26 protein-coding genes, 1 tRNA gene and 1 pseudogene are annotated in these 23,347 nt (G+C 64.2%); 18 read left to right on the forward strand and 10 right to left on the reverse strand.

All coding sequences use genetic code 11. From position 1 onward, the window contains the following. Positions 1-32: 32 nt before the first annotated feature. The 4 genes from J3A72_RS07080 to J3A72_RS07095 all read right to left on the reverse strand — a co-directional run bounded on the left by J3A72_RS07080 (position 33) and on the right by J3A72_RS07095 (position 3,232). Positions 33-1,454 (reverse strand): M28 family peptidase, encoded by a 1,422-nt coding sequence (locus J3A72_RS07080; RefSeq protein WP_075076062.1) that lies wholly within the window; start codon positions 1,452-1,454, stop codon positions 33-35. 245 nt (positions 1,455-1,699) lie between these two features. Next, positions 1,700-2,104: a large-conductance mechanosensitive channel protein MscL gene (gene mscL, locus J3A72_RS07085; RefSeq protein WP_005418809.1), complete on the reverse strand. Its 405-nt coding sequence runs from the start codon at positions 2,102-2,104 to the stop codon at positions 1,700-1,702. Between the two features lie 54 nt (positions 2,105-2,158). Further along, on the reverse strand, positions 2,159-2,875 hold the full coding sequence (locus J3A72_RS07090; protein WP_075076063.1) for a fumarylacetoacetate hydrolase family protein: 717 nt from the start codon (positions 2,873-2,875) through the stop codon (positions 2,159-2,161). Positions 2,876-2,950: 75 nt separating this feature from the next. Continuing rightward, positions 2,951-3,232, reverse strand: a complete 282-nt coding sequence (locus tag J3A72_RS07095; RefSeq protein WP_005410817.1) for a hypothetical protein — start codon at positions 3,230-3,232, stop codon at positions 2,951-2,953. A 178-nt stretch (positions 3,233-3,410) separates the two neighbouring features. On the opposite strand from J3A72_RS07095, the gene J3A72_RS07100 reads away from it, so the two are divergent. Then, positions 3,411-3,746, forward strand: a complete 336-nt coding sequence (locus J3A72_RS07100) for a Rieske (2Fe-2S) protein (RefSeq protein WP_049440406.1) — start codon at positions 3,411-3,413, stop codon at positions 3,744-3,746. 242 nt (positions 3,747-3,988) lie between these two features. On the opposite strand, the gene J3A72_RS07105 is transcribed toward J3A72_RS07100, so the two are convergent. The 4 genes from J3A72_RS07105 to thiS all read right to left on the reverse strand — a co-directional run bounded on the left by J3A72_RS07105 (position 3,989) and on the right by thiS (position 7,711). Continuing rightward, on the reverse strand, positions 3,989-5,836 hold the full coding sequence (locus J3A72_RS07105) for an SLC13 family permease (RefSeq protein WP_032957191.1): 1,848 nt from the start codon (positions 5,834-5,836) through the stop codon (positions 3,989-3,991). A gap of 27 nt (positions 5,837-5,863) precedes the next feature. After that, positions 5,864-6,598: a tRNA (guanosine(46)-N7)-methyltransferase TrmB gene (trmB, locus tag J3A72_RS07110; protein WP_209571992.1), complete on the reverse strand. Its 735-nt coding sequence runs from the start codon at positions 6,596-6,598 to the stop codon at positions 5,864-5,866. Further along, complete coding sequence (locus tag J3A72_RS07115) at positions 6,598-7,392, reverse strand: thiazole synthase (RefSeq protein WP_075076065.1); 795 nt, start codon at positions 7,390-7,392, stop codon at positions 6,598-6,600. Before J3A72_RS07115 ends, trmB begins: the two co-directional genes overlap by 1 nt. A 118-nt stretch (positions 7,393-7,510) precedes the next feature. After that, on the reverse strand, positions 7,511-7,711 hold the full coding sequence (gene thiS / locus J3A72_RS07120; protein WP_005418796.1) for a sulfur carrier protein ThiS: 201 nt from the start codon (positions 7,709-7,711) through the stop codon (positions 7,511-7,513). Between the two features lie 207 nt (positions 7,712-7,918). Here thiS and J3A72_RS07125 point away from each other — a divergent pair, with 207 nt between their 5' ends. The 7 genes from J3A72_RS07125 to J3A72_RS22990 all read left to right on the forward strand — a co-directional run bounded on the left by J3A72_RS07125 (position 7,919) and on the right by J3A72_RS22990 (position 12,781). Then, on the forward strand, positions 7,919-9,772 hold the full coding sequence (locus J3A72_RS07125) for an autotransporter domain-containing esterase (RefSeq protein WP_075076066.1): 1,854 nt from the start codon (positions 7,919-7,921) through the stop codon (positions 9,770-9,772). Positions 9,773-9,932: 160 nt separating this feature from the next. Further along, positions 9,933-10,006: transfer RNA gene (locus tag J3A72_RS07130), tRNA-Gly, on the forward strand. Positions 10,007-10,249: 243 nt separating this feature from the next. Next, entirely contained in the window at positions 10,250-10,630 is a 381-nt protein-coding gene (locus J3A72_RS07135; protein ID WP_075076067.1) for a DUF805 domain-containing protein, read from the forward strand. A gap of 353 nt (positions 10,631-10,983) precedes the next feature. Beyond that, a complete protein-coding gene (locus J3A72_RS22975; RefSeq protein ID WP_075076068.1) occupies positions 10,984-11,232 on the forward strand; it encodes an Arm DNA-binding domain-containing protein in 249 nt (82 codons plus the stop codon). Positions 11,233-11,342: 110 nt separating this feature from the next. After that, on the forward strand, positions 11,343-11,729 hold the full coding sequence (locus J3A72_RS22980; protein WP_075076069.1) for a hypothetical protein: 387 nt from the start codon (positions 11,343-11,345) through the stop codon (positions 11,727-11,729). Positions 11,730-11,851: 122 nt separating this feature from the next. Continuing rightward, a complete protein-coding gene (locus J3A72_RS22985; RefSeq protein WP_230374556.1) occupies positions 11,852-12,130 on the forward strand; it encodes a hypothetical protein in 279 nt (92 codons plus the stop codon). 147 nt (positions 12,131-12,277) lie between these two features. Further along, positions 12,278-12,781 carry a hypothetical protein gene (locus tag J3A72_RS22990; RefSeq protein WP_075076071.1) on the forward strand — a complete coding sequence of 168 codons (504 nt, stop codon included), beginning with the start codon at positions 12,278-12,280 and terminating at the stop codon, positions 12,779-12,781. Positions 12,782-12,991: 210 nt separating this feature from the next. On the opposite strand, the gene J3A72_RS07145 is transcribed toward J3A72_RS22990, so the two are convergent. Then, complete coding sequence (locus J3A72_RS07145; protein ID WP_075076072.1) at positions 12,992-14,002, reverse strand: DUF4917 family protein; 1,011 nt, start codon at positions 14,000-14,002, stop codon at positions 12,992-12,994. A gap of 103 nt (positions 14,003-14,105) precedes the next feature. Here J3A72_RS07145 and J3A72_RS07150 point away from each other — a divergent pair, with 103 nt between their 5' ends. Both J3A72_RS07150 and J3A72_RS07155 read left to right on the forward strand, forming a co-directional pair. Then, positions 14,106-15,023 (forward strand): hypothetical protein, encoded by a 918-nt coding sequence (locus J3A72_RS07150; RefSeq protein WP_075076073.1) that lies wholly within the window; start codon positions 14,106-14,108, stop codon positions 15,021-15,023. Between the two features lie 64 nt (positions 15,024-15,087). Continuing rightward, on the forward strand, positions 15,088-16,314 hold the full coding sequence (locus tag J3A72_RS07155; RefSeq protein ID WP_075076074.1) for a HEPN/Toprim-associated domain-containing protein: 1,227 nt from the start codon (positions 15,088-15,090) through the stop codon (positions 16,312-16,314). Between the two features lie 103 nt (positions 16,315-16,417). Here the strand turns inward: J3A72_RS07155 and J3A72_RS07160 are convergent. Then, positions 16,418-16,605 (reverse strand): annotated as a pseudogene (locus tag J3A72_RS07160) (helix-turn-helix domain-containing protein); the annotation flags it as partial. A gap of 471 nt (positions 16,606-17,076) precedes the next feature. Between J3A72_RS07160 and J3A72_RS07165 the strand changes: the two are divergent. The 8 genes from J3A72_RS07165 to J3A72_RS07200 all read left to right on the forward strand — a co-directional run bounded on the left by J3A72_RS07165 (position 17,077) and on the right by J3A72_RS07200 (position 23,323). Beyond that, on the forward strand, positions 17,077-17,295 hold the full coding sequence (locus J3A72_RS07165) for a hypothetical protein (RefSeq protein ID WP_046432239.1): 219 nt from the start codon (positions 17,077-17,079) through the stop codon (positions 17,293-17,295). Positions 17,296-17,472: 177 nt separating this feature from the next. Further along, positions 17,473-18,351, forward strand: coding sequence for a 30S ribosomal protein S6--L-glutamate ligase (gene rimK / locus J3A72_RS07170; RefSeq protein ID WP_005418651.1), 879 nt, complete (start codon positions 17,473-17,475; stop codon positions 18,349-18,351). A gap of 258 nt (positions 18,352-18,609) precedes the next feature. After that, complete coding sequence (locus tag J3A72_RS07175) at positions 18,610-19,089, forward strand: hypothetical protein (protein WP_032957208.1); 480 nt, start codon at positions 18,610-18,612, stop codon at positions 19,087-19,089. Between the two features lie 95 nt (positions 19,090-19,184). Continuing rightward, on the forward strand, positions 19,185-19,655 hold the full coding sequence (locus tag J3A72_RS07180; protein ID WP_014648207.1) for a hypothetical protein: 471 nt from the start codon (positions 19,185-19,187) through the stop codon (positions 19,653-19,655). A gap of 115 nt (positions 19,656-19,770) precedes the next feature. After that, positions 19,771-20,232, forward strand: coding sequence for a hypothetical protein (locus J3A72_RS07185; RefSeq protein ID WP_014648206.1), 462 nt, complete (start codon positions 19,771-19,773; stop codon positions 20,230-20,232). A 162-nt stretch (positions 20,233-20,394) separates the two neighbouring features. Further along, complete coding sequence (locus J3A72_RS07190) at positions 20,395-21,072, forward strand: response regulator transcription factor (RefSeq protein WP_005410804.1); 678 nt, start codon at positions 20,395-20,397, stop codon at positions 21,070-21,072. Next, the gene (locus J3A72_RS07195) at positions 21,035-22,405 is read left to right on the forward strand and encodes a HAMP domain-containing sensor histidine kinase (RefSeq protein WP_032957212.1); all 1,371 of its coding nucleotides are present in this window, start codon (positions 21,035-21,037) and stop codon (positions 22,403-22,405) included. The genes J3A72_RS07190 and J3A72_RS07195 overlap by 38 nt, the downstream gene beginning before the upstream one ends. Before the next feature lie 531 nt (positions 22,406-22,936). Next, positions 22,937-23,323 carry a hypothetical protein gene (locus J3A72_RS07200; RefSeq protein WP_075076075.1) on the forward strand — a complete coding sequence of 129 codons (387 nt, stop codon included), beginning with the start codon at positions 22,937-22,939 and terminating at the stop codon, positions 23,321-23,323. Positions 23,324-23,347: the final 24 nt, after the last annotated feature.

Below are 23,347 nucleotides of genomic sequence, written 5' to 3' on the forward strand. Positions count from 1 at the left end.
GGGCGAGGGCTCTGACCCCCTGTGTCACCGCATCACTCGTTCGGCGGCGTGGTCGCCTTGGCCTCGCTGCCAAAGCTGCCGTCGGCTTCCGCCGCCAGGTACGCGAACACGGTATACGCGGCCACGTTCTGCGCCAGCGCCTTCGGGTCGATCTTGTCCAGCGTGTCGTCGGCGGTGTGGTGCAGGTGGAAGTAGTCCGAGCCATCCTGCGCCAGCCACGCCCACGCACCGCCCTTGGCGGCCAGCGGGCCGACGTCGGGGCCCGGGCCACCCTTGTCGGCCTGGTACTCGATGCCCAGCGGCTTCATTACTTCGGCAATCTGCTTCGTCGCTTCACGTGAGCCTTCCGGATTCGGTGAACCAGTATTGAAGGCATAGATGCGGCCTGCGCCGAAGTCGCTCTCGGCGGCCAGCTGGTGCAGGGCCACGTCCTTGGCGTGTGCCTCGGCATAGGCCTTGCCGCCGTAGAGGCCCTGTTCCTCGTTGGCGAAGGCGATCACGCGGATGGTGCGCTTCGGTGCCTGCTTGAGCTGGCCGATCAGGTGGCCGGCGGCCATCGTGATGCCCACGCCCGCGCCGTCATCCACGGCGCCGGTGCCCAGGTCCCACGAATCCAGGTGACCACCGATCACCACCACTTCCTTCGGCAGGCTGCGGCCGGAGATCTCGCCGATCACGTTGTACGAGGTGGCGGTGCCGTCCCAGCCGCAATCCAGTGCCACCTTCACTGTGGTGCTGCCACGCGCCAGCAGGCGGGCCAGCTGGTCGGCATCGGGCACCGACAGCGCGGCCGACGGCACCGGGGTCAGGCCGTCATCGAAACGGGTGATGCCGGTGTGCGGCACGCGGTGCGAGTCGGTACCGGCCGAGCGCATCAGGAAGCCGACCGCGCCCTTGCGGATGGCTTCGGATGGGCCCTTGCTGCGGATCGCACCGCCGCGGCCGTAATCGCGGCCATCGCGGAAGGGCAGCATCTGGTAATCGACGAAGGCGATCTTGCCCTTCAGCGAACCTGCCGGTGCGGCCTGCAGCGCGGCCAGGTCGGCGAAGCGCACCACCTCGGCTTCCACGGTGCCACCCGGGCTGCCGCCCAGTGCGGTGATCTGCAGCGGCTGCGGGTTCCTGCCGGTCACGGCGGCGTGTTCGCTGCGGCGCTCCCATTTCGGGAACGTCACCGGCTCCTTCCAGACCTTGTCGAAGCCCAGGGCCTTGAACTTGGCTTCGGCCCAGGCAACGGCGCGGGCATCGGCTTCGCTGCCGGCGATGCGCGGACCAATCTCGGTGGTGAGCGACTCGACCACCTTCCAGCCGGTGTCATCGGCCAGCGCCTGGTCGCGCAGCTGCGCGGCGGTCGCCAGCGAGGCGGGGGGCAGGGTGGTGGTGCGCGGTGCCGCGAAGGCCGGGGCGGCCAACAGGGCGAGGGAGGATGCGATGGCAAGGACGCGGCGACGCATGGACAACTCCGGGAAGGGACCTAAGCCTTGGAGCTTAACAGTCGTTCAGCCCGGCGCATGGGCGGGAGGTCATGGCTGGCGCGGATGCTGTTTTCCGCCAGATGCAGCAAAGCGAAAGCCCCGCCGGAGCGGGGCTTTCGCCTGCTTCTGTAGAGCCGAGCCCATGCTCGGCTGCCTTTTGCAGATCAGCCGAGCGTGGGCTCGGCTCTACAGGTGGGAGGGGCGCCCATAGGCGCCCGGTATCCTTACTTCTTCAGGCTGTCGCGGATCTCGCGCAGCAGCACCACTTCTTCGGCCGGCGCCGCCGGTGCCGCTTCCTTCTTGCGCGACAGGCGGTTGATCGCCTTGACCACGATGAAGATCGCGAAAGCCACGATCACGAACTGGATGACGGTGTTGATGAAGTCGCCGTAGCCAACCACCACCGCCGGGATCTCCTTGCCATCCGGTCCGAGCCGGGCTGGCGACAGCGTCCAGGCCAGGCTGGAGAAGTCCACGCGGCCGATCAGGTAGCCCAGCGGCGGCATGATGATCTTCTCGACCAGTGCGGTCACGATCTTGCCGAAGGCCGCGCCGATCACCACGCCGACGGCGAGGTCGATGACGTTGCCGCGCATCGCGAATTCCTTGAACTCGGTGAGCATTCCCATTGTTGTTTTTCTCCGGTGGGGAAGTGGACAGCGCGCAGGGTAGCGCAGGTGATGTCAGCCGGCGATCACGCCGTGGCGCTCGGCCACGTTTTCCAGGCGCGCGCTGAAGCGGTCGCCGGGCTTGAGCGCGGCCACGCCGGACGGCGTGCCCATGAACACCAGGTCGCCGGCACGCAGCTGCCACAGCTTGGACAGCTCATGCAGGATCTCCGGCACGTTCCAGATCATCTGGTCGAGCAGAGCCTGCTGACGCACCTCGCCGTTGACCTCCAGCGACAGGTTCAGCGCGGCCAGGTCGGCGACTTCCTCGGCGTGGACGATTTCGCTGATCGGCGCGGAGGCATCGAAGCCCTTGGCCGCGTCCCACGGGTGGCCCTTGTCCTTGGCGGCGGCCTGCAGGTCGCGGCGGGTCAGGTCCAGGCCGACGGCATAGCCGTAGACCAGTGCGTCGGCATCGGCCACCGCCAGCTCGCCGACGGGCGCATCGCGGCCGATCGCCACCACCAGCTCCACTTCGTGGTGCAGGTTGGCGGTCGCTGGCGGGTAGGGGATTGCATCGTCGTGGCCGACCACGATCGCATCGGCCGGCTTGCTGAAGAACATCGGGCGGCCACGGTCATCGGCCGCCGGCACTGCCGCACCCATTTCGCGGGCGTGGTCGGCAAAGTTGCGGCCGACGCAGTAGATGCGGTGCACGGGGAAACTGCCACCACCGGCTACCGGCACACGCGGCAGGGCTACGGCAGGGATCACATCGGAGACATCGGACATGCGGGCATCCAGGAAGGGCGTGCCCGCAGTCTAGAACGCATGGCGCCCGCCGTCAGCGGGCGCGCAGGAGGTGGATCAGCGCGAGGCCGGCAACACCGGCTTGCGTACCACGCGGTACTCGCCTTCGACCACGGTCGGGTCGACCGGGCGGGCAACACCCGGCTTGCGCGAGGCCAGCAGCTTCCACGCCAGGCCGACCAGGATCATCGCCGCACCGACGAACACACCGATGAACACCATCGCGGCCAGGATCGCCAGGCCAAGCAGGCCCACGGCAACGCGCACCAGCGGGTGGCGCGGCTTGCGCGGCGCGAACAGGGTGCGGAACTGGTTGAAGGCGGATGCGCGATTGAACATGGCGGCTCGATAGGCTGGGATCAGCGAAACCAGAGTATCGGGACGCGCCACTGTCATTGAGTGAAAAACTCGTTAAATATAGCCTGTGCTTATTACGGATCAATGACTTGTGTTCATGTCGCAGCCAGTCACCTGAGTGGGCATGCGACAATGCGGGTTTACCTTACGAGCCTTCGCCATGACTGCCGCTGCTGCCCTGATCGCCCTGGATGCCATTGCCGATGGCGCGTTTGCCGAGGTCGAAGCGGTGGTCGATGGCGATGCCGAATCGCTGGTGCTGTACCGCGATGGCGCGCAGGTGCGCGCATTCCTGAACATCTGCCCGCATGCCGGCCGCCGCCTGGACTGGGCGCCGGGGCAGTTCCTGAAGAGCCGCGAGGGCCACCTGGTGTGCGCCGCGCATGGCGCGTCGTTCGCGCTGGACAGTGGCGACTGCATCGCCGGCCCGTGCAAGGGCGACCGCCTGCGCGCGGTGCCGATGGACGTGCGCGACGGGCAGGTCTACCTGGCCTGAGGCCGGCTAGAGGGCGGATCCGTTTTCCGGAGGAAAACGGCTCTGACCCCATCACGCCAGGAGCAGTCGAGCATGGCTCGACGCTACAAAAGCCGTGTCGACCAAGGTCGACACCTACCAAAGCGATGCACGACGCCGTTCTGACAGATCGCCGCAACCTGCCATGCCACCGAATGCCAGCCTTTGACGTTGACGTTGATTCGGCGGGTGCAGGGCGCAGCCCTGCCAACAAACCCCAACCCTCAGAACATCAGGTTGATCATCAGCACCACCACGCAGGTGTAGATCAGCGACAACGGGCCGCCGACCCGCCACATCTCGCGCGGGGTGTAGTTGGCCGGGCCGGTGATCATCGAGATCACCGGGTTGGAGGCCGTCATCAGGTTGTTGGACGCCGACAGCGCCACGATCAGCGCGAACGCGGTCGGGTTGCCACCCGCCGCCAGTGCCAGGTTCACCGCAATGGGGACCATCACGATGGTCGCGCCCACATGGCTGATCACCAGCGAGAACGCCGTGGTCAGCAGCGCCAGCGCCACCTCCAGCACCCACACCGGAATGCCGGTCGGCAGCTTGTCGATGGTATGGCCGGCTACCCACGCGGCCGCACCGCTGGAGTCCATCGCCCAGCCGAGCGGAATCAGCCCGGCCATCATGAACACCGTCTTCCAGTTGATCGAGGCATAGGCCTCGTCCATGCGCAGCACGCCGGTCAGCAGCATGCCGGCCACGCCGGTCATCAGCGTCAGCGCCACCGGCAGCTTGCTGGTCAGCGCGATCAGGATGGTCAACGCGAAGATCGCCATCGCGATCTTGAACTTGTGCGGGCGCTGCTCGCCGGTCGGGTAGTCGGTCACCACCACGAAGTCGCGGCTCTTGGCAGCCTGCGCCAGGTCGGTCCAGATGCTGTGGAACACCAGCATGTCACCGGCGCGCAGCTGCACGTCACGCACGTCCTCGCGGATCACCTGCTTGTCGCGGTTGATCGCCAGCAGGCTGATGCCGCGCTCCTTGCGCAGGCGCAGGTCGGCCGCACTCTTGCCGATCACGTTCGAGGTCGGCGGCACCACCGCCTCGGAAATGCCGGCGCGGCTGGGGTTGAACAGGTCGCCCAGGTGCTTCAGGCGCGAGGACATGCGCAGGAACTGGTTCTGCGCGAAGTCGCTGATCTGCTGGCGCGGGCCCATCGCACCGAGCACGCTGCCGACCCAGATGCGCATCTCCGCCGGCGGCGCCAGGCGGGTGTCATTGCCGGTCTTCAGGGCCAGCAGCAGTGGCGCATCGTGCAGGGTCTCGGCCTCGCCCAGGGTCATGCCGACCAGCGGGCTTTCGGCGCTGACCACCAGCTCGAACACATCGCCTTCGATGCCGTAGGTCTTGGCAAAGTAGCTCTCGGTTCGCGCCGGGGTGACCCCGTCGTTGACCAGGTTTTCTTCCTCGATCAGCTTGCGGTCGCCGTAGTAGCGGAAGTACAGCAGCGAGGCGACCAGCAGTGCCACGCCGATCGGCAGCGGCGCGAACATGCGCAGCGGCTCGATGGTGGCCAGGCCGGAGGGCAGGTTGTTGTTGGCCGAGGCCAGCAGATCGTTCAGCAGGATCAGCGGCGAATTGCCGACCATGGTCAGCGCGCCGCCCATCACGATCGCCGCCGAGATCGGCAGCAGCAGGCGCTGCATCGTCAGCCCGGTGCGCGCTGCCAGTCGCGAGGCGACCGGCAGGTACAACGCCATCACCGACGGGTTCTGCATGAAGGATGAGTTCAGGCCGGCGATGGCCGTGGTCATCATCAGCAGCCGCTGCTCGACACCGTGGCCGCGCCGCAGCAGCCAGGCGGCCAGCCGGTTCAGCGCCCCGGTGCGGTCCAGACCCGCACCGAGGATGGTGGTGGCGATGATGCTCATCACCGCGTTACCGGAGAAACCGCCGAAGATTTCCTCCGGCGCGATCAGTCCGGTGACACCGAGCACCACCAGCACCACCAGCGCGACCACGTCGGCGCGGATGCGCTCGAACAGGAACATCGCCATCGTGAAGCCGACCAGCCCGAGCACGAGCTTCATGTCGTTGGTCAGCGTCAGCGCGGTATCCATGTGGGGCGCGGCGTCCTCAGGCGATCGTCAGGTGCGGTCGTACAGCAGGTCCCAGACGCCATGGCCGAGCTTCTGGCCGCGGGTCTCGAAGTGGGTCTGCGGGCGCCAGTCCGGGCGCGGCACGCTGCCACGCGGGCCGGCACGGTTGACCAGGCCGGCGGTGGCATCGAGCACATCCCACATCTGCTCGGCGTAGTCTTCCCAGTCGGTCGCGCAGTGCAGGCGGCCACCCGGGCGCAGCTTGCGCACCAGCAGTTCGGCGAACGCCGGCTGCAGCAGGCGGCGCTTGTTGTGGCGCTTCTTGTGCCACGGGTCCGGGAAGTAGATGCGCACTTCATCGAGCGCGCCGTCGGCGATCTCGTTCTGCAGCACTTCCACCGCATCGTGGTGGTACAGGCGCACGTGGTCGGCGTTGTCGTCGGCCAGCGCGTTCAGCAGACGGCCCACGCCCGGGGCGTGCACCTCGATGCCGATGTAGTCGCGCGACGGGTCGTGCTGGGCGGCGAAGCTAAGCGCGGCACCGTTGCCGAAGCCGATTTCCAGCACCTTGTGTGCCGGGCGGCCGAAGGTGGCGTCCAGGTCACGCAGCTGGCCGTTGTAATCGATGCCGAAGCGCGGCCAGCGTTCGTCGAACGCGCGCTGCTGGGCAGGGGTGAAGCGGCCCTGGCGCAACACGAAGCTGCGCACCTCGCGGCGGCCCTCGCTCACGGTGAAGGGCTTGGGCGGGGCCTTGGAACCGGCGCTGTCAAAAGGATTGGTCATCAGCCGATCAGCCCATCCACCGGCGAGGAGGCGCTGGCGTAGCGCTTGCGCGGGATGCGCCCGGCAAGGAAGGCCTCGCGACCGGCCTCGACCGCCTTGCGCATCGCACTGGCCATCAGCACCGGGCTGCGCGCACCCGCAATGGCGGTGTTCATCAGCACGCCGTCGCAGCCCAGCTCCATCGCGATCGCCGCATCCGAAGCGGTACCGACGCCGGCATCAACGATGATCGGCACCTTGGCGTCTTCGATGATCTGCAGCAGGTTGTACTTGTTCTGGATGCCCAGGCCCGAGCCGATCGGCGCGGCCAGCGGCATCACCGCAGCGCAGCCGATCTCTTCCAGGCGCTTGGCCAGGATCGGGTCGTCGGAGGTATAGACCATCACCTCGAAACCGTCCTTGACCAGCTGCTCGGCGGCCTTCAGGGTCTGCATCACGTCCGGGTAAAGGGTCTTCTGGTCGCCCAGCACTTCCAGCTTGGTCAGGGTGTGGCCGTCCAGCAGCTCACGGGCCAGCCGGCAGGTACGCACGGCGTCCTCGGCGGTGTAGCAGCCGGCGGTGTTGGGCAGGATGGTGAAGCGCTCCGGCGGCAGCACGTCCAGCAGGTTCGGCTCGCCCGGGTTCTGCCCGATGTTGGTGCGGCGGATGGCCACGGTGACGATCTGGGCGCCAGCGGCCTCGGTGGCCAGGCGGGTTTCTTCCAGGTCCTTGAACTTGCCGGTGCCGGTCAGCAGCCGCGAGCCATAGGTCTTGCCGGCGATCACCAGCGAATCGGGGGAGACATGAACGTTCATGGCGCGATTATCGCTTATCCGCCTGAAGATGGGGTCACGCAGAGGGCGGGGTCGAGCGTGGGGTCAGATCCCTTTGCCATCGGCAAAGGGATCTGACCCCTGAACACCCGCGCAGGCCTCAGCCCCCGCCCAGCGCGTGCACGATCTCCACCACGTCGCCTTCGGCCAGGACGTGCTCGCCATGGCGGCTGCGGCTGACGATCTCGCCGTTGACCTCCACCGCCACCCGGCGCTGCAGCAGCTGCTCGGCCTGCAGCAGGTCGTGGAGGGTCGCCGAAGCGGGCAGGGTACGGGGTTCGCCGTTGAGCTGGATGTTCATCGCCGCATTGTCGCCGATGGCCTGCGCGGATCGGAACCCTTGCAAATTTCGTTGATCGCCAGCCCCGGCACAGCGTGGTCCAGCGCCCTCAGGCGACAATCCATGCGGCGGCGCAGCGTGAGCAAAACGCGGCGCAGTGGAACCATTCACCGTGCGCCGGCGTACGTCCGCCGGGTCCTCAACGATATCCCCACAGGAGTTTTTTACATGCTGCTCAGCAAACGCCCGATCCGCTCCCTGATGGCGGCCGCGATCGCGCTGGCCGCGCTTCCGGCCATGGCAGGCGAATCCCCCTATTCCAAGGCCGTGTTCTTCGGTGACAGCCTGACCGACGCTGGCTATTTCCGCCCGCTGCTGCCGGCCGATGTGCGTCCGGTGACCGGCCAGTTCACCACCAACCCGGGTTGGGTGTGGGCGCAGCAGGTCGCCAACTACTACGGCCTCAACGGCACGCCCAACGGCAATGGCCAGAACGGTGACAACTACGCCGTCGGCGGCGCCCGTGTATCGGCCGACGAAGCGGGTGGCCTCGGAGCCATTCCGTCGCTGAAGTCGCAGGCGACCCGTTACCTTGCTGCGAATGGTGGCAAGGCTGACGCCAATGCCCTGTACACCGTATGGGGCGGTGCCAATGATCTGTTCGCGGCCACGCGCGCAGCGGCCGGTGGTGCCTCGCAGGCCCAGGTGCAGGGCATCATCGGCGCCGCGGTCACCGACCAGATCGCGCTGGTGGGCGCCCTGAAGCAGGCCGGTGCCCAGTACGTGCTCGTGCCGAATCTGCCGGACGTGGGCATCACTCCGCAGTTCCGTGGCCCCAACGCCGCCGCCGCCACTGCACTGTCGGCCGGTTACAACAAGGCCCTGTACGGTGGTCTGAAGCAGGCGGGAATCGAGTTCATTCCGCTCGACACCTTCAGCATCCTGCGTGAAGTGACCGCCAACCCGGGCATGTACGGCTTCACCAACGTCACCAGCACCGCCTGCAAGATCGATCCGGCCAACTCGACGCAGAGCATCCTGACCTGCAACCCGACTAGCTACGTCAGCCCGGATGCGGCCAACACCTACCTGTTTGCCGATGGCGTGCACCCGACCACTGCCGGTCATCAGCTGCTGGGCCAGTACGCGGTCTCGGTGCTGGAAGGCCCGCGCCTGCAGCAGGTGCTGAGCCACTCGGCACAGACCATCGGCCGCTCGCGTGCCGACCAGGTCAGCATGCACCTGGGTGGTCGGCCGGCTGACGGCCTGTCCTGGTGGGGGGGCGTGCGTGGCGACCTGCAGCGCTACGACCACGCCGACCTGTACGACGGCCTGGCCCCGGCCGGCCTGTTCGGTATCGACTGGGCCCGCGACGGCATGGTGTTCGGCGGTTTCGCCGGCTTCGGCCGCCTCAGCGCCGACTTGGGCAACAGCCGTGGCGACTTCACCCAGAAGGACACCACCGCCGGTCTGTTCGCCGGCTGGTATGGCGACCGCATCTGGGTGAACGGCCAGGTCAGCTACACCTGGCTGTCCTATGACGTGAACCGCAAGGTCCAGCTGGGCCCGGCCACCCGTGAGCATGGTGGTTCGCCGGACGGCAGCAACCTGACCGCGGCCCTGAACGCCGGTTACGAGTTCGGCACCGAAGGCGGCTTCCGCCACGGCCCGATCGCCTCGGTGATCTGGCAGAAGGTGAAGATCGACGGCTACACCGAAAGCGCCGCGGCCGGCACCCTGGCCACCGCACTGGGCTATGACCGCCAGAACGTCGATTCGACCGTCGGCCGCCTCGGCTGGCAGGCCCGCTTCGATGGCGGCGCCGTCAAGCCGTACGCGCAGGTGACCTACGATCACGAGTTCGAGGACACCAAGCAGGCCAGCGCCTGGCTGCAGACCCTGCCGGAACTGGGCAACTACCGCGTGCCCGGCCTGAAGTTCGACAAGAACTACGCCACCGTCGTGCTGGGCGCCCGCACCGAGCTGTTTGGCCTGCAGAGCAACTTCGGCCTGAGCGCTTCGACCGGCCAGAAGCGCGCGCAGGACGCTACCCTGTTCGCCAACTTCAGCGGCACGTTCTAAGCAGCACCCGCTGGGGTCGGATCCCTTTCCGCAAGGAAAGGGCCCCGACCTGTTGCGCCGGGGGTCGGATCCGTTTCCGCCAGGAAACGGCTCTGACCCCATTGCGGCATGCTGCCATTGCGCAACACTGGCCCAACCGCATAGACTTTCACCGCGCACTGCGGGCGTAGCTCAATGGTAGAGCTGTAGCTTCCCAAGCTACTGACGTGGGTTCGATTCCCATCGCCCGCTCCATGTCTCCCAACGGTTTGCGCCGTCTCAGGCGCTCCGCTCCCGCTGCGCCGCTTCGCAGTCCATCGCATGGCAGTGGCGTTGCAAGCGTTCTTCTTTCGCACATGCATCCCGGTTGTGGTAGCCGATGGATGGCTTTGCCGTATTCGCCGTTCTACCCCGCCGTCAGGTTCAGTCGTGGCTGGGTTTGAAGTGCTAAAAGATCGTTAGCTGCTGGTTTTCATCACCACGTTGACTGGAGCGTCAATGATCGCTGCACTTGCGCCGCTCGGGCGGTGCCTTGATTTCTCAGGGCGCTCCGACCGCATCGAATTCTGGTCGTTTTCCCTGCTGGGCCTTCTGGTGGCGGGGCTCAGCTACAGCCTGATGAACATCGGCTACTGGCTGATCGGCACTGATCTGTTCGATTGGGAGCTGTCCCGGCAACTTGGGAAACTAGGACAGGTGTTGGCGATCATCGCACTCCTCGTCTTCCTTCCCCCGATGCTGGCATTGGCCGTGCGTAGACTGCACGACATCGACGAGTCAGGCTGGTACGTCGTGATTGCCTTCATTCCATTGGGTGTATTCGTTCTGTTTCCCGTCATGCTGCTTCCGGGCAGCGAAGAAGAGAATCGATTCGGCTGACATCACGTCTGCCAGTGCCGGAATGAAACGCATCACGGCATCTTCTCCGCCAGTCGCTGCGCATAGCCCTCGGTAAACAATTCCGCCAACGCCTGCCGCTGCGATGTGTCGATCGCGCGCGAGGCGCTTGACGTGGGTTCGATTCCCATCGCCCGCTCCACATCAAGTTTCCAGGGGCCTCCACCAACTCCTTGCAAACTAGTGATCTGATTGGGTTTTTCCTCACCCCCCTCAGTTCAGTGACTTCCAGCGAAAACCACTGACTACCAGCTCCAACCGGCACATTAAGTGGTACATCAATACGGCAGAGGTGCAGTTCGCATTGTTGCTGGAGGAGGAGCCACGGTACCGGAATGAACATCGCTTCCAACTCGACCTTCCAGGAGTTAGACGCCATGTTCATCGACGTCATGGTCCGCCAGGCCCGGGCCACTGGCAAACCCTACGCCCTCGCTGATTTTGACAGGCTGTCCCTGTTTGTCTCATCTGGCGGAACCAGGAACTGGTACTTCCGCTACACCTGGTTGGGCAAGCGAGCCCGGATCTCTCTCGGGACCTACCCTGAGCTGACGCTGCGCGAAGCGCGTAAGCTGCGTGACTAGGCGCGTGCGCTGGTCGCCAAATGTGTCAACCCACGGCTGGAACGCAATCTTTAACGACAGGCCCCCGGCTTGCCACCGAGAACACATTCAAGGCGGTCTATGAGAAGTGGATGGAACACCGCCGTCTGTCGCTCGAGGGAGGCCGCCAGACCACGGCGCCCATCATCCAGCGGATCTTCACCAAGGACATCTTCTCCTACCTGAAGCGCTACACCGACTACGAGATCACCCGGCCCATGCTGCTGGAGGTGGTCGCCCGCATCGAAAAGCGCGGGTCGCTATCGGTGGCCGAGAAGGTGCGGACCTGGCTCAAGCAGCTGTTCGACTACGCCATGGTGGTCATTCCGGCCATGCAGCCCAATCCTGCGACCGACCTGCGCGTGGTAGCCATCCCACTGCCGCCGGTGGCGCGCCCCCCCTCCTTCTTGCGGATGGCCGAGTTGCCGACGTTTCTTCAGGCGCTGCGCAAGTACCACGATACCCAGAAGGCCTGCTGACCGCCCGCTTGCTCCTGCTGACGCGCGTGCGTACGGGCGAGCTTCGCCTGGCCACGCCCGACCGGTTCGACTTGGAGCGCGGTCTGCGGATCATCCCGGTCGCCTCGCTCAAGTAGCGCAAGTTGCTCACAAAGAAGCGGCGCAAGCGCGTGACGGACATTCCGCCCTACATCGTGCGACTCTCGGCCCAGGCTCGGGAAATCGTCTGTTTCATGTTTGAACAGTTCAAACCCGCCCAGCAGTACCTGTTCTCCGGTGCCAAGCGCATTACCGACCGGATGAGCGAAAATACCGTCAATGCCGGGCTTAACCGCCTGGGCTATGAAGGCCGGCTCACCAGCCATGGCATGCGGGCCACGCTCTCAACGGCGCTCAACGAACTGGGCTATCCCAATATCTGAGTCGATGCCCAGCTTTCCCATTCCGATCCCAACCGCATCAGCGTCACCTACAACCACGCCGAGTACCTCAAGCAACGGGGGATGATGAAGCAGGATTGGACCGACCGACTAGACCTGTTCGAGTAGTATCAGGTCGAGGTCGCCAACATGCACCCGACGATCCACCTTCAGGGCGTACCGATCATTGCGGGGCAGCAGACCCAGCTATTGCATGCACCGGCTGAAAACGCAGCCATCACGCTGGTCACCCCCACCGAGCAGGCGATGACCCTGGCCACTCCCGAGTCCCAGCGGTTGTCAGCCGTGGTGATGCCAGATTACACAAAGCCCAAAATCTCGGACCTGCAGCGCGGGCGGCTGGAACTCCTGGAGACCTTCGAGCATTCCGAAAATCTGGTGGTGGCTGAGTGCGCAAGGATGGTTGGGAAATCGCGGAAGTGGGTCACCTACGAAATCCAGGCGGGGAATCTGCTGGCGCTCCAGTTCGGCAACAAAGGGCAGCGCGTGCCGGAGTGGCAGATGGACCCGCTGAATCGCCGCCTGGTCCAGAAAGTCATCCGACGGACGCCCCGCGCAGATATTGATTTACCACACCCCTCTGGAAGCGGTCGCAGGCCAGGGCCTAGACCTTGTGGCAGACCTGGTGCTTGAACACTGCAGCCGTAGCGAATCTACCGGCTTGCGGCCTGATTTGGGCTACTACAACTAGGCCTTGGCCTGACACACTTCCCAGCCGCTCAGTGGCGACGCGGCTGAGATACACCCCGATGTCACGCCGGGGAAGGCGTTATCGAGTGCTTCGTGCGGTGCGAGGTGAGGCCACCGGCCCGACCTAGCAGAAGAGCCGCAGCACCGCCTCCTTCACACTTGCTCCGGCATCGGGTGAATCCAGCATCCAGGGCTTTCGCAGTCGAAGAAGTCCACCTGGACCGGCCCCAGATCATCTTGAATCGTCTGATAGGCGTAGTTGCAGTAGACCTGGTCGTTGCCAAGCACCGATACCGCAACCCGCTGGATACCACTGTTGCGCATGCGCTGCAGCAAATGCCGGTCATGCTCGCCAATCCCCCAACCGAATAGCGTCAACGCCTGCCGCTGCGAAGTCAGCACCTCTCGATACACCGTCGACAGGTAATAGCTGTTCTGGATCGAGGAAACCTTCTGCGTCTTCGTCCCCTCGCTGACAAACAGCGGGACAACACGCTCGCTTCGCCACTCGTCCAGGATCGCCTCCAGCAGGCGGCCTCCGCCGGCATGAACCTTGAACTCTTGCTCCACGGCATCGCGGCATAGGGCCAGACTGCCATGGGGATAAAACACCAGCGTGTTGGTTTTCTCCTTGTAGAGTTCGCGGTACTTCTGCCAGTCATCATCGAATCTGGCGTGCCTGAGAAAGCAGTCCTTGAAGGTATGGCGATCATCAACGTTGAGCCCAAAGGTCATCGTCCAATAGACCAGCAGGTCGTAATTGAGCGACAGGACCGTATCGAACGACTTGAGGAACTGGTACATGAGCGGGAGATGGGCTTGCACCTCGCCGTGCTCTGGATGGACCGCTCGAACGGCTTCAATCAAGCAGTCCCGAACATGCAGGTAAGCTGCCCGTGTACGCTCGTCGGGAATCTGCAACGACTTGTTGACGGTGGTGGCCTGCCAAACCAGCCGCAGGACCAGCTCGAAATCTTGCGTGCCGAAAAAATCGAAAAGGCGGCCCACATCCTCTGTAAGCAGACCGTCTTGCTGGGCGTGGTCGAGCAATGAGCCGTAAGCAAAGCGGCGCGACACGGCGATACTTGCCCCGTTCCCAAGCACAATCGTGCCACGGTGGTACTGTTCGGCAATCTCGGCCCATCGAGCAACCTGATGCGGCATGTCGGCTCCCTCCTGTTTTTCTGGTGAGGGGATGATATCCGATCGGTTTGCAGCCCACTATTATCGTGCCACCTGCGTATCCAACAAATCCAAGGATGAGTGAATGAAGGACTACTTCAGTGATCGTGAGCACGGAGCCCGCCCCAGAACGGAACAGGAAATGACTCCGACAGCCTGGGCCGGCATCGTTGCGCTCGTGGAAGCCTTGGCCAATGGCGGTGCCTTCGGGCATAGCTATCCGGAGCAATGTGCAGATGGAGGGGTGTGCGGCAACGACATTCAGCTCCTGAACGGCGCCATTGAGGCCGAACTTCATGGTCTGTCGTGGCCATTGCAGACCCAGCACGATCGTGAGCCAGAAAGCTACCGACGCGAAATGGCGCCATGGTGCCCGCCCACACTGCTTGCCCTGGACCTAATTGAGTTCGTCTGGCGCAAGGTCGCCAAGCCCATCCAAATCGGCAAGTACCATGAGTACGCTCGGCATTATCACCTGACGTTCAACCAAGATGGTGGGCGAACCGAGTTTCGCGAGGAAGTGAACCTTATCCTTGCCCGCAACGGATTGGCATATGAGCTGACCGCCTACGGGAGCATTCGTCGCTTGCTACCCGCGGTAATTGGCGAGGCCTTGGCCAGGACGTACTTTCGTACTGGGGAGCGAACTTTGGACGTCCTGTTGGAGGAGAGTTGCGTGAAGTTCTCCGATCCTGATCCACTCATCCGTCGCGAGGCCCTGGAACGCTTATTCGACTCATGGGAGAGAATCAAGTCCATGGCCGACGACAACGACAAGGCGAAGTCCATCGCGATCATCCTAGACCGGTGTGCCACGGAGCCCGAATTTCGGAAGATGCTGGATGCAGAGGCGCGCGAGCTTACGAGAATAGGCAACAGCCATCTGTTCCGTCACCACGAGATGAAGCAGACGCCTGTCGTCGATGTGCAGCAGGTGGACTACCTGTATCACCGCCTGTTTGCGATGGTCGAACTTGTCATTCGTAAGAACGCACCTCGCTAAGGCGCGAGCGCATCACTCAGCTCATCCGTACCTGGACTCAAGAGATTCTGCCTAGGAGCCACTTGTGGGAACCATTATTGACCTGACCGTTGGAGGTCTCGAAGTCGATTGGAGCAAGAACTACAAGGGGATTGATCACGGTGATCTATTCCAAGAGCAGGATCGGGAACCGGATGGGGAGTTCAGACGCCCCTTGCGCACGATCGTCCCCCGCCTGGAGCTTCTCGGCTATCGCATAGAGACGGTCCGCCATCTGTATGAGCAAATGGCAAAGCAATGGGGGGAGGACCAAGCCGATTTCGATGATGCGGATCCAAGGGGTGCGGAGCCTTTGAGTTTTGAAGAGCTGCTCGTATTTGTGAGAGCCCATCCCATCCAGGCATTGGACGACCGGTTTGTTGAAGAGTTGGACGCTGGGAAGATGCGTGGCCGTTTTGACGGCTCCGAGATCGTGGCGCGGATCCCTGCGAATCCTGATCACGCCTCTAATGCTTACTCCGAGCGCAGCTACTTCGGTGTGCTAATCGATTTTTTACCCGCCTACGCCGTCCTAAGGCTGCTTGCCGAAAACCCCGCGAACTTGGATCTGAGCGTCATCTGGCGCTACGGCCCATTGGTTGAGGCCGGCTGGGCCGATGCCTCGGACTTCGTACCCTGTACCCGCCGGGAGCAAACGGTTTTGATTGCCACCGAGGGTTCATCGGATGTGCACATTCTGAAGCTTGCAATTAAGCTGATTCGCCCTGAGGTCGCGGACTTCTTTCGATTCATCGACGTGAGCGAGCGACATCCCTTTTCAGGCACCGGCAGTCTCGTGAAGTTTGCTGAAGGCCTAGCCAAGATCGATGTGCAGAACCAAGTCCTGGTTGTCTTAGACAATGATGCAGAGGGGATGGATGCACTGGAAGCCATAAAGCGCTTCAGACTCCCCAGTAACATGCGTGCATTGTGCCTCCCTGAGCTCGATGAGTTTCGAGACTTCCCCGCTCGCGGCCCAGACGGGGTTACCAATAGCGATATCAATGGCCGAGCCGCCGCGATTGAATGCTATTTGGACCTGTCGCTGCCTAATCACGGTCCCGCGACCGTCGTATGGACCAACTACAAGGAAAAGCGAGAGGTTTACCAAGGGTCTCTGGAATTCAAGGACACTTATACGCGAGCGTTCCTGAATCAGACAGCCGAAAGCCTGCGAACAGGCACTTACGACGTTCGCAAGCTCCAATACGTACTGGATGCTCTCATCGAGGAAAGTAGCCTGCTAGCGGCCTCAGTGAGGACCACCTGCTGAAATGCGCCAATATGTGCCATGGCTTGCGACTAAGGCCGGCACTCTGGCGCGGGCTTTCGGTCGGCCGATAAGCGACGCCAAACGGCGCAGTGCACGCACAGTGTCACTTATCCATCGCATCTTCACTGGTGCGCTCAAGCGCTTCCTTGTATTGCATCAGATCGGCAAACCTCACCCTGCGGTGCTTGCCGGTCCGATGAAATGCCAACACCCCATGTTCGAGCAGCTTGACGAGATGGGGCGGGACACATTGAGCAGATCTGCAGCCTCCAGCGTGGTCAGTTTCGCATTGCGAACTGACCATGTGGCGCATGGGTCGTGGCGCTTCGCGGAGCCATTCGACATCACCCAATGCCGGAGCAAAGAGCGAGAATCAAAGACCCGCCTGTCCGAGGAAGACGGGCCGATCACTGATGTGCCGATGCTGCTGGCGCGGGAACTGTACTTTGCATGGGATCGGGATCAGGCATTGTCCGTCCTAGCCGAGGCGCACGCTGCAGTTTCGCGTTGGCGGGAATCGCCCTAGGTGCCGATGTTGGATTGCGTACAAAACGAACTGGATGAGTTCGTAGCTGGAGTGAGGTTTTCTTTAATTATCATATAGTTGCGTGCGAGTTTAAATTCCCATCGCCCGCTCCAATCACGCCACGCGCGTAGACAGAAGGCCGCTCATCAGCGGCCTTCTTCATTTCTGATTAGTTTCATATCCACGGCCATACGCGCCCGGTTAGCGTTGCCGCATTTCCTACACGGAAGCAGCGCATGGAAACGAAGGACGACGTCGTCGGCAGCCTTCATGAGATCTACAAGAACTCCGGTGCCGGCACCTCCCGCCAGCTGGCGGCAGTGCGCGCACTGGGTCGCGCCGGTGGGCCGAAGGCCGCGCAGCTTCTGTGGCAGATCTATGAGGGGACCTCGGCCGGATCGGTCACGCAGATGGCCTGCATCGCAGCGCTGGGTGAATCCGCGCGCGGGTTCTGAAGCGGACCCAGCCCGCATGGTGATGCGGGCCTGTGGTGTATCCGGCGACGGTTACTCTTTCGCCGGAATCGTCGCCGCAGGAGCCGGCCACTACCGGCGCAGGCGGCACGGGCCAGGCATCATCCACCCGCCACACGCCCGCGCTATGCTTCGCGCCTGCCGACCGATCCCACCGCGATGAAGCTCGCCATCCTGTCCCGCAACAGCTCCCTGTATTCCACCCGTCGGCTGGTCGAGGCGGCGCGCGCGCGCGGCCACACCGTGCGCATCCTGGACCCGTTGCGCTGCTACATGCGCATCGCCGCCGATGGCTTTTCCATGCACTACAAGGGCCGGCCAATGACCGGCGTGGACATGGTCATTCCGCGCATCGGTGCCTCGATCACCCGCTACGGCACCGCGGTGCTGCGCCAGTTCGAGCTGATGGGCGCGCGCACGCCCAATCCGTCCGACGCCATCCTGCGTTCGCGCGACAAGCTGCGCGCGCACCAGCTGCTGGCGGCCAAGGGCATCGACATGCCGGTCACCGTGTTCGGCGACAACCCCGACGACACCGTCGACCTGCTGTCCATGCTGGGCCCGCCGCCGCACGTGGTGAAGCTCAATGAAGGCACCCAGGGGCGCGGCGTGATCCTGACCGAGAAGGCCAGTGCCTCGCGCGGCATCGTCGAAGCGCTGCGCGGCCTGTACGCCAACTTCCTGATGCAGGAATTCATCGGCGAGGCCAAGGGGGCCGACCTGCGCTGCTTCGTGGTGGGCGACCAGGTGGTGGCGTCGATGCAGCGGCAGGCACCGGAGGGCGACTTCCGCTCCAACCTGCACGCCGGGGGTACCGCCGTGGCGGCCAAGGCCAGCCGTGCCGAGCAGCAGGTGGCGGTGCGTTCGGCCAAGGCGCTGGGCCTGTCGGTCTGCGGCGTGGACCTGATCCGTTCCGCGCGCGGCCCGCTGGTGCTGGAGGTCAACTCCACGCCCGGGCTGGAAGGCATCGAAGCGGCCTGCGGGGTCGACGTGGCGACACGCATCATCGAGCACGTAGAGAAGATCAAAAAACCCTGATTATCCATGGGGTTATGATTCTCACCGGCAAATGATCCGGGCCTTTAACGAGGCTTTAATCGGATCGGGCGTAGGCTTCAGCGAACCGCAGCTCTGCCTCTCAGCAGGATCGGTATCGGGATACGACTTCAGGCCCAGGCGGGTGCACCGTCTGGGCCTTTTTTATGCCTGTCGGCCCCATGCCCAAGGTCTCTTGTGGAGGCCGCGTGACGGTCGTAGAGTTGGCCCTTCGTTCCGGGATGGATCGGGAGGTTGGCGATGTACCGCATCATGATGATCGCGTTGCTGCTGGGCCTGTCTGGCGCTGTTGCCGCCAAGCCGGAGAAAGTGGCTGTACAGATGGACCGGCAGGGCTCGGTCGCCGAGCAGATGCGTCAGGTGGAAACCGCCCTGGCCGCCCCCGACTATGCCGAACTGTCCGCCGAGGATCGCGGCCAGGTGCAGCAGTCGCTGTCGCGTATCCGCCAGCACATGGGCGAACGCCAGACCGTGCAGGAGCTGCCGCCGCAGCTGCAGGCCGAGGTCTTCAACGAGCAGGAACGCATCAACACCCTGTTGGCGCGTGGCCATGAAGACAGCCGGCAGATCTGCAGGTACGAACGCACCACCGGCAGCAACATGCCCAAGAGCCGCTGCCTGACCGTGGCCGAACGGCGCCGGATCGAAGAGAAAGGCAAGGCGCTGATCAACGACCAGCGCAGCTACAACACGCTCAGCCCACCGCCCGCCGGGCGTTGACCGCACCGCCCTTCGGCCCATCGAGCGTGCTGTGACGGCGCATCGGTGGCACCGCAGGATCGATGTTCCACTCATGGAAGAACCTGGAGGTAACGATGCAGCGCATGACCCCCTTCGCCCTGATGTTGGGCCTGGCCCTGGCCACCACCGCCCACGCCAAGCCCGAGAAAGGGCAGGTGAAGTTCGACGCCAACGCACCGGTGGCCGAACAGATCCGCAACGTTGAGACGGCGATCAACAGCGAGGACTACAGCGAGATCGGGCTGGAAGACAAAAGCCGCGTGCAGCAGGCGCTGGGCCGCATCAAGATCAAGATGGGCGACCACGAACGCGTGGAGCAGGTCAGTCCGCAGGACCGCACCGAGATCTTCAACGACCAGGAAGTGATCAACACGATCATGACCCGCGCCCACGCCGACAGCCGCATGGTCTGCCGTCGTGAACGCACCACCGGCAGCAACATGCCGCAGAGTGTCTGCCTGACCGTGGCCCAGCGCCGCAAGGCGCAGGAAGACAGCCGCAAGGCGCTCAACGACAACCAGCGCTTCAACAACTACAAGCCCTGATCGCTGCCGGACCGATCGCATGCCGCCATCGGTCACCCTGCCGTGCGTCCCTTGTGGGCGCATCGGCGGAATCGTACAGTCGAGACCCTATTCATGGACGAACATGGAGCTCGTCATGTACCGCAATACGACACTTGCCCTGATGCTGTCGCTCGGCCTGGTAGCCACCGTGCAGGCCAAGGCGCAGAAGGACACCGTGCAGATGGATGCCTTCACCCCGGTGTCCGAGCAGATCCGCCGCGTTGAAACGGCCATGGGCAGCGAGGACTACAGCGAGATCGGGCTGGAGGACAAGAGTCGCGTGCAGCAGGCACTGAACCGGATCCGGATCAAGATGAATGGCCGGGAGAAGGTGGATGAGTTGGCCCCGCAGGAGCGCAACGACCTGTTCAACGAGCAGGAGATCGTCAACACCATCATGACCCGCGCCCAGGCCGACAGCCGCATGATCTGCCGCCGCGAGCGCCTTACCGGCAGCAACATGCCGACCAGCGTCTGCCTGACCGTGGCCCAGCGTCGCAAGGCCCAGGAAGACAGCCGCCGGGCGCTGACCGACCAGCAGCGCATCAGCCGCTGACCGCTCGCCGAGGGGGCTTTTGCCGGTGTCGGCCCTTCGGTACGAAATGTTAAGAATGGAACCTGTATCGTTCAGCAGGTAGACGTCGCGTCCACCCACGCAGGGGCATCCTGAGCGGGTGGGCCTGGCCCCCCGACGACCCTTCAAGAACCAGAGGTCCCAGTGCGCATTCTCGTAATCGAAGACAACAGCGACATCGCCGCCAACCTTGGCGACTACCTTGAGGATCGTGGCCACACCGTGGACTTCGCCGCCGACGGCGTGACCGGCCTGCACCTGGCCGTGGTCCACGAGTTCGACGCCATCGTTCTGGACCTGAACCTGCCGGGCATGGATGGCATCGAAGTGTGCCGCAAGCTGCGCAACGAAGCGCGCAAGCAGACCCCGGTGCTGATGCTGACCGCCCGCGACTCGCTGGACAACAAGCTGGCCGGTTTCGATTCCGGCGCCGATGACTACCTGATCAAGCCGTTCGCGCTGCAGGAAGTGGAAGTGCGCTTGAACGCGCTGTCGCGCCGCGGCAAGGGCGTGCAGACCCGCGTGCTGGAAACCGGCGACCTGGAATACAACCTTGACACGCTGGAAGTGCGCCGCCAGGGCAAGCTGCTGCAACTCAACCCGACCGCGCTGAAGATCCTGCAGGCCCTGATGGAGGCCGCGCCGGCCGTGGTCACCCGCCAGGAGCTGGAAACCCGCGTGTGGGGCGAGGAGCTGCCCGACTCGGATTCGCTGCGTGTCCACATCCACGGCCTGCGTGCGGTGGTCGACAAGCCGTTTGAAGTGCCGCTGATCCAGACCCGCCATGGCATCGGATACCGCATCGCCACCCCGGAAGCCTGATTCCGTGGCAACCAAGGGGGAGCGCCGGCGTTCGCCGTATCGGCGGCGCCTGCGCAGCCGCATCATCGTCTCGTTCGTGTTGTTGGGCTTCTGCCTGACGACACTGTTCGCGTTTGCCACCAACTGGGCCCGCATGCGCGTGGAAAACCAGCTGGTGGAAGACGTGATGAACCGCAACATCAACGAGTACGTGCGGCGGTTCTACGAGAGCCCGGATCGCAACCCCGACCTGCCCGTGCAGCAGATGCGTGCGCGCCTGATCAAGCCTGACAAGTTTGACGCGCTGCGCGAGGAAGAGCCGGACTGGTATGAGTTCAAGGATGGCCTGTACAACATGGGCGGCGTGGACGAGCGCGGCCAGCGCTATTCCTACAAGCTGGCCGTGCGCAAGACGCCCGACGCCTGGGCATTCCTGGCCTACGACATGACCGACAGCGTGCGCGGTGGGCAGCAGCTCAACCGCGCGCTGGTGCTGTCGGTGCTGGTGTTCAGCCTGTTGTCGCTGGTGCTGGGCTGGTGGTCGGCATCGAAGGTGATGAAGCCGGTCTCGGACCTGGCCGCGCGGCTGCGTGCCTATCGCGGCGGCACCAGTGATCCCGAGCCGCTGGCGCCGCGGTTCCCCGACGACGAAGTGGGGCAGCTGGCGCAGGCGCTGGATGATTATTCGTCGCGACTGACCGAAGTGGTGCAGCGCGACCGCGAGTTCAATGCCGACGTCAGCCACGAACTGCGCACGCCGCTGGCGGTGATCCGTGGCGCCACCGAACTGCTGCTGACCCGGCCCGGCCTGGATGAGAAGGTGCTGCAGCGGCTACAGCGCATCCAACGCGCCGAACAGCAGTGCAGCGACCTGATCGGCGCGCTGCTGCTGCTGTCGCGCAACGAGCGCGGGCAGGGCACCAGCAACGTCGCGCGCGTGGCCGAACAGCTGCTGGACGCCCACCGCGCCCAGCTGGGTGGCAAGCCGCTGGAGCTGGCGCTGGAAGGCGAGCGCAACCTGGTGATCGATGCGCCGGAGGCGGCCTTGTCGGTGGCGCTGGGCAACCTGATCGGCAACGCGGTGAAGTACTCGCAGGATGGCGAAGTGCGCGTCTTTGTCGGCAGCAATTCAGTGTCGGTGACTGACAGCGGCCCGGGCCTGAGCGAAGAAGACGCCGCCAAGCTGTTCCAGCGCGGCTATCGCGGCACCCATGCCGGCCATTCGCAGGGTGGTGGCATCGGCCTGTCGATCGTCAGCCGCCTGTGCGATCTGTACGGCTGGCAGGTCAGCGTGCGCCCCGGTGGCGAGCGCGGCGTGATCGCCACGCTGACGTTCTCGCCGAAGCCGTTGTAAGGGCCCCTGCTTGGGTGGGTGCTCCACTTGTAGAGCCGAGCCTGCGCTCGGCTGCCGTGGCTTCCCGAAGCCGAGCATGGGCTCGGCTCCACAGCGGGTTCGTGTCGCGCCCTCTGTCGCTTGTGCCACCGAATTCCCCTCGCAGGAAGGATGGGCCAGAAGCCCAACACGACATCACCGTGACCGTTGCCACGTAGCGCGCGTGTCCGCATGCACGCATTCGTACACCCAACAGCGGCTTGAGAATTTCCTTACAGATCACAGCGCTGCGTGATGGCCAGATGGGGCGGCCGGGGCAGGTGCCCTGGCCGGGATTGGCGTCCTGAAAAAAACCAACATTCAGCTCTCTTCGACGGCCCCTCGGCCAGTCGTTGAAAATGCACCGCGTGCCTTGCTTCGGCGGGCGGTGCGTGGGGATTCATCAGAATCCGCTGGAGTATTTTTGCTGAATGTCGGATCTCCGGTACGCCAACCCGCACCGTCCGCCACCTCGCATCCGCAGGTGGCTCGTCGTCTGCGAGGAGATTCACCATGTCCGCACGCCCCGTGTTCCCCCAACTGTACGCACTGATCGGCGAAGCCGCTGACCTGCTGCCGGCCGACGTCGCCGCGCGCATCGAAACCCTGCTCGATGATCCGAAGGATCTGCTGCCTGCGCTGCTTGCCCGCATGGACGGCCGCGATGCCGCCGACGGCCGGCGACTGGAAGCGCAGGGCCTCAGCCCTGCCCAGGCGGCCACCATGGCCGGTCTCAGCCGCACCCTGGCCGGCTTGAATGCACTCATGCAGGTGCTGCACGCCGCCGAAGCCGCCCGCGAACAGGGCGGTGCCCACCAGCAGCTGAGCCCGGATGTCGTCGACGGCCTGCTGCTCGGCGCACGAGAACTGGCCCGTTATGCCCGCCTGCAGCTGGAGTAGGTCCACGCCACGCGTGAATGCAGA

The sequence above is a fragment of the Stenotrophomonas sp. PvP093 genome, from assembly GCF_017876915.1.
In the GTDB taxonomy this organism is placed as follows: Bacteria; Pseudomonadota; Gammaproteobacteria; order Xanthomonadales; family Xanthomonadaceae; genus Stenotrophomonas; species Stenotrophomonas muris.

Coding starts and splice junctions, on each gene's coding strand:
- thiS (WP_005418796.1), bottom strand. CDS start 7,711: ATGAACATCCAGCTCAACGGCGAACCCCGTACCCTGCCCGCTTCGGCG.
- J3A72_RS07080 (WP_075076062.1), bottom strand. CDS start 1,454: ATGCGTCGCCGCGTCCTTGCCATCGCATCCTCCCTCGCCCTGTTGGCC.
- J3A72_RS07200 (WP_075076075.1), top strand. CDS start 22,937: ATGTCCGCACGCCCCGTGTTCCCCCAACTGTACGCACTGATCGGCGAA.
- J3A72_RS07090 (WP_075076063.1), bottom strand. CDS start 2,875: ATGTCCGATGTCTCCGATGTGATCCCTGCCGTAGCCCTGCCGCGTGTG.
- J3A72_RS07175 (WP_032957208.1), top strand. CDS start 18,610: ATGTACCGCATCATGATGATCGCGTTGCTGCTGGGCCTGTCTGGCGCT.
- J3A72_RS22990 (WP_075076071.1), top strand. CDS start 12,278: ATGCACCCGACGATCCACCTTCAGGGCGTACCGATCATTGCGGGGCAG.
- J3A72_RS07095 (WP_005410817.1), bottom strand. CDS start 3,232: ATGTTCAATCGCGCATCCGCCTTCAACCAGTTCCGCACCCTGTTCGCG.
- J3A72_RS07145 (WP_075076072.1), bottom strand. CDS start 14,002: ATGCCGCATCAGGTTGCTCGATGGGCCGAGATTGCCGAACAGTACCAC.
- trmB (WP_209571992.1), bottom strand. CDS start 6,598: ATGACCAATCCTTTTGACAGCGCCGGTTCCAAGGCCCCGCCCAAGCCC.
- mscL (WP_005418809.1), bottom strand. CDS start 2,104: ATGGGAATGCTCACCGAGTTCAAGGAATTCGCGATGCGCGGCAACGTC.
- rimK (WP_005418651.1), top strand. CDS start 17,473: ATGAAGCTCGCCATCCTGTCCCGCAACAGCTCCCTGTATTCCACCCGT.
- J3A72_RS22980 (WP_075076069.1), top strand. CDS start 11,343: ATGGAACACCGCCGTCTGTCGCTCGAGGGAGGCCGCCAGACCACGGCG.
- J3A72_RS07180 (WP_014648207.1), top strand. CDS start 19,185: ATGCAGCGCATGACCCCCTTCGCCCTGATGTTGGGCCTGGCCCTGGCC.
- J3A72_RS07135 (WP_075076067.1), top strand. CDS start 10,250: ATGATCGCTGCACTTGCGCCGCTCGGGCGGTGCCTTGATTTCTCAGGG.
- J3A72_RS07105 (WP_032957191.1), bottom strand. CDS start 5,836: ATGGATACCGCGCTGACGCTGACCAACGACATGAAGCTCGTGCTCGGG.
- J3A72_RS22975 (WP_075076068.1), top strand. CDS start 10,984: ATGAACATCGCTTCCAACTCGACCTTCCAGGAGTTAGACGCCATGTTC.
- J3A72_RS07185 (WP_014648206.1), top strand. CDS start 19,771: ATGTACCGCAATACGACACTTGCCCTGATGCTGTCGCTCGGCCTGGTA.
- J3A72_RS07100 (WP_049440406.1), top strand. CDS start 3,411: ATGACTGCCGCTGCTGCCCTGATCGCCCTGGATGCCATTGCCGATGGC.
- J3A72_RS07115 (WP_075076065.1), bottom strand. CDS start 7,392: ATGAACGTTCATGTCTCCCCCGATTCGCTGGTGATCGCCGGCAAGACC.
- J3A72_RS07125 (WP_075076066.1), top strand. CDS start 7,919: ATGCTGCTCAGCAAACGCCCGATCCGCTCCCTGATGGCGGCCGCGATC.
- J3A72_RS07150 (WP_075076073.1), top strand. CDS start 14,106: ATGAAGGACTACTTCAGTGATCGTGAGCACGGAGCCCGCCCCAGAACG.
- J3A72_RS07165 (WP_046432239.1), top strand. CDS start 17,077: ATGGAAACGAAGGACGACGTCGTCGGCAGCCTTCATGAGATCTACAAG.
- J3A72_RS07195 (WP_032957212.1), top strand. CDS start 21,035: ATGGCATCGGATACCGCATCGCCACCCCGGAAGCCTGATTCCGTGGCA.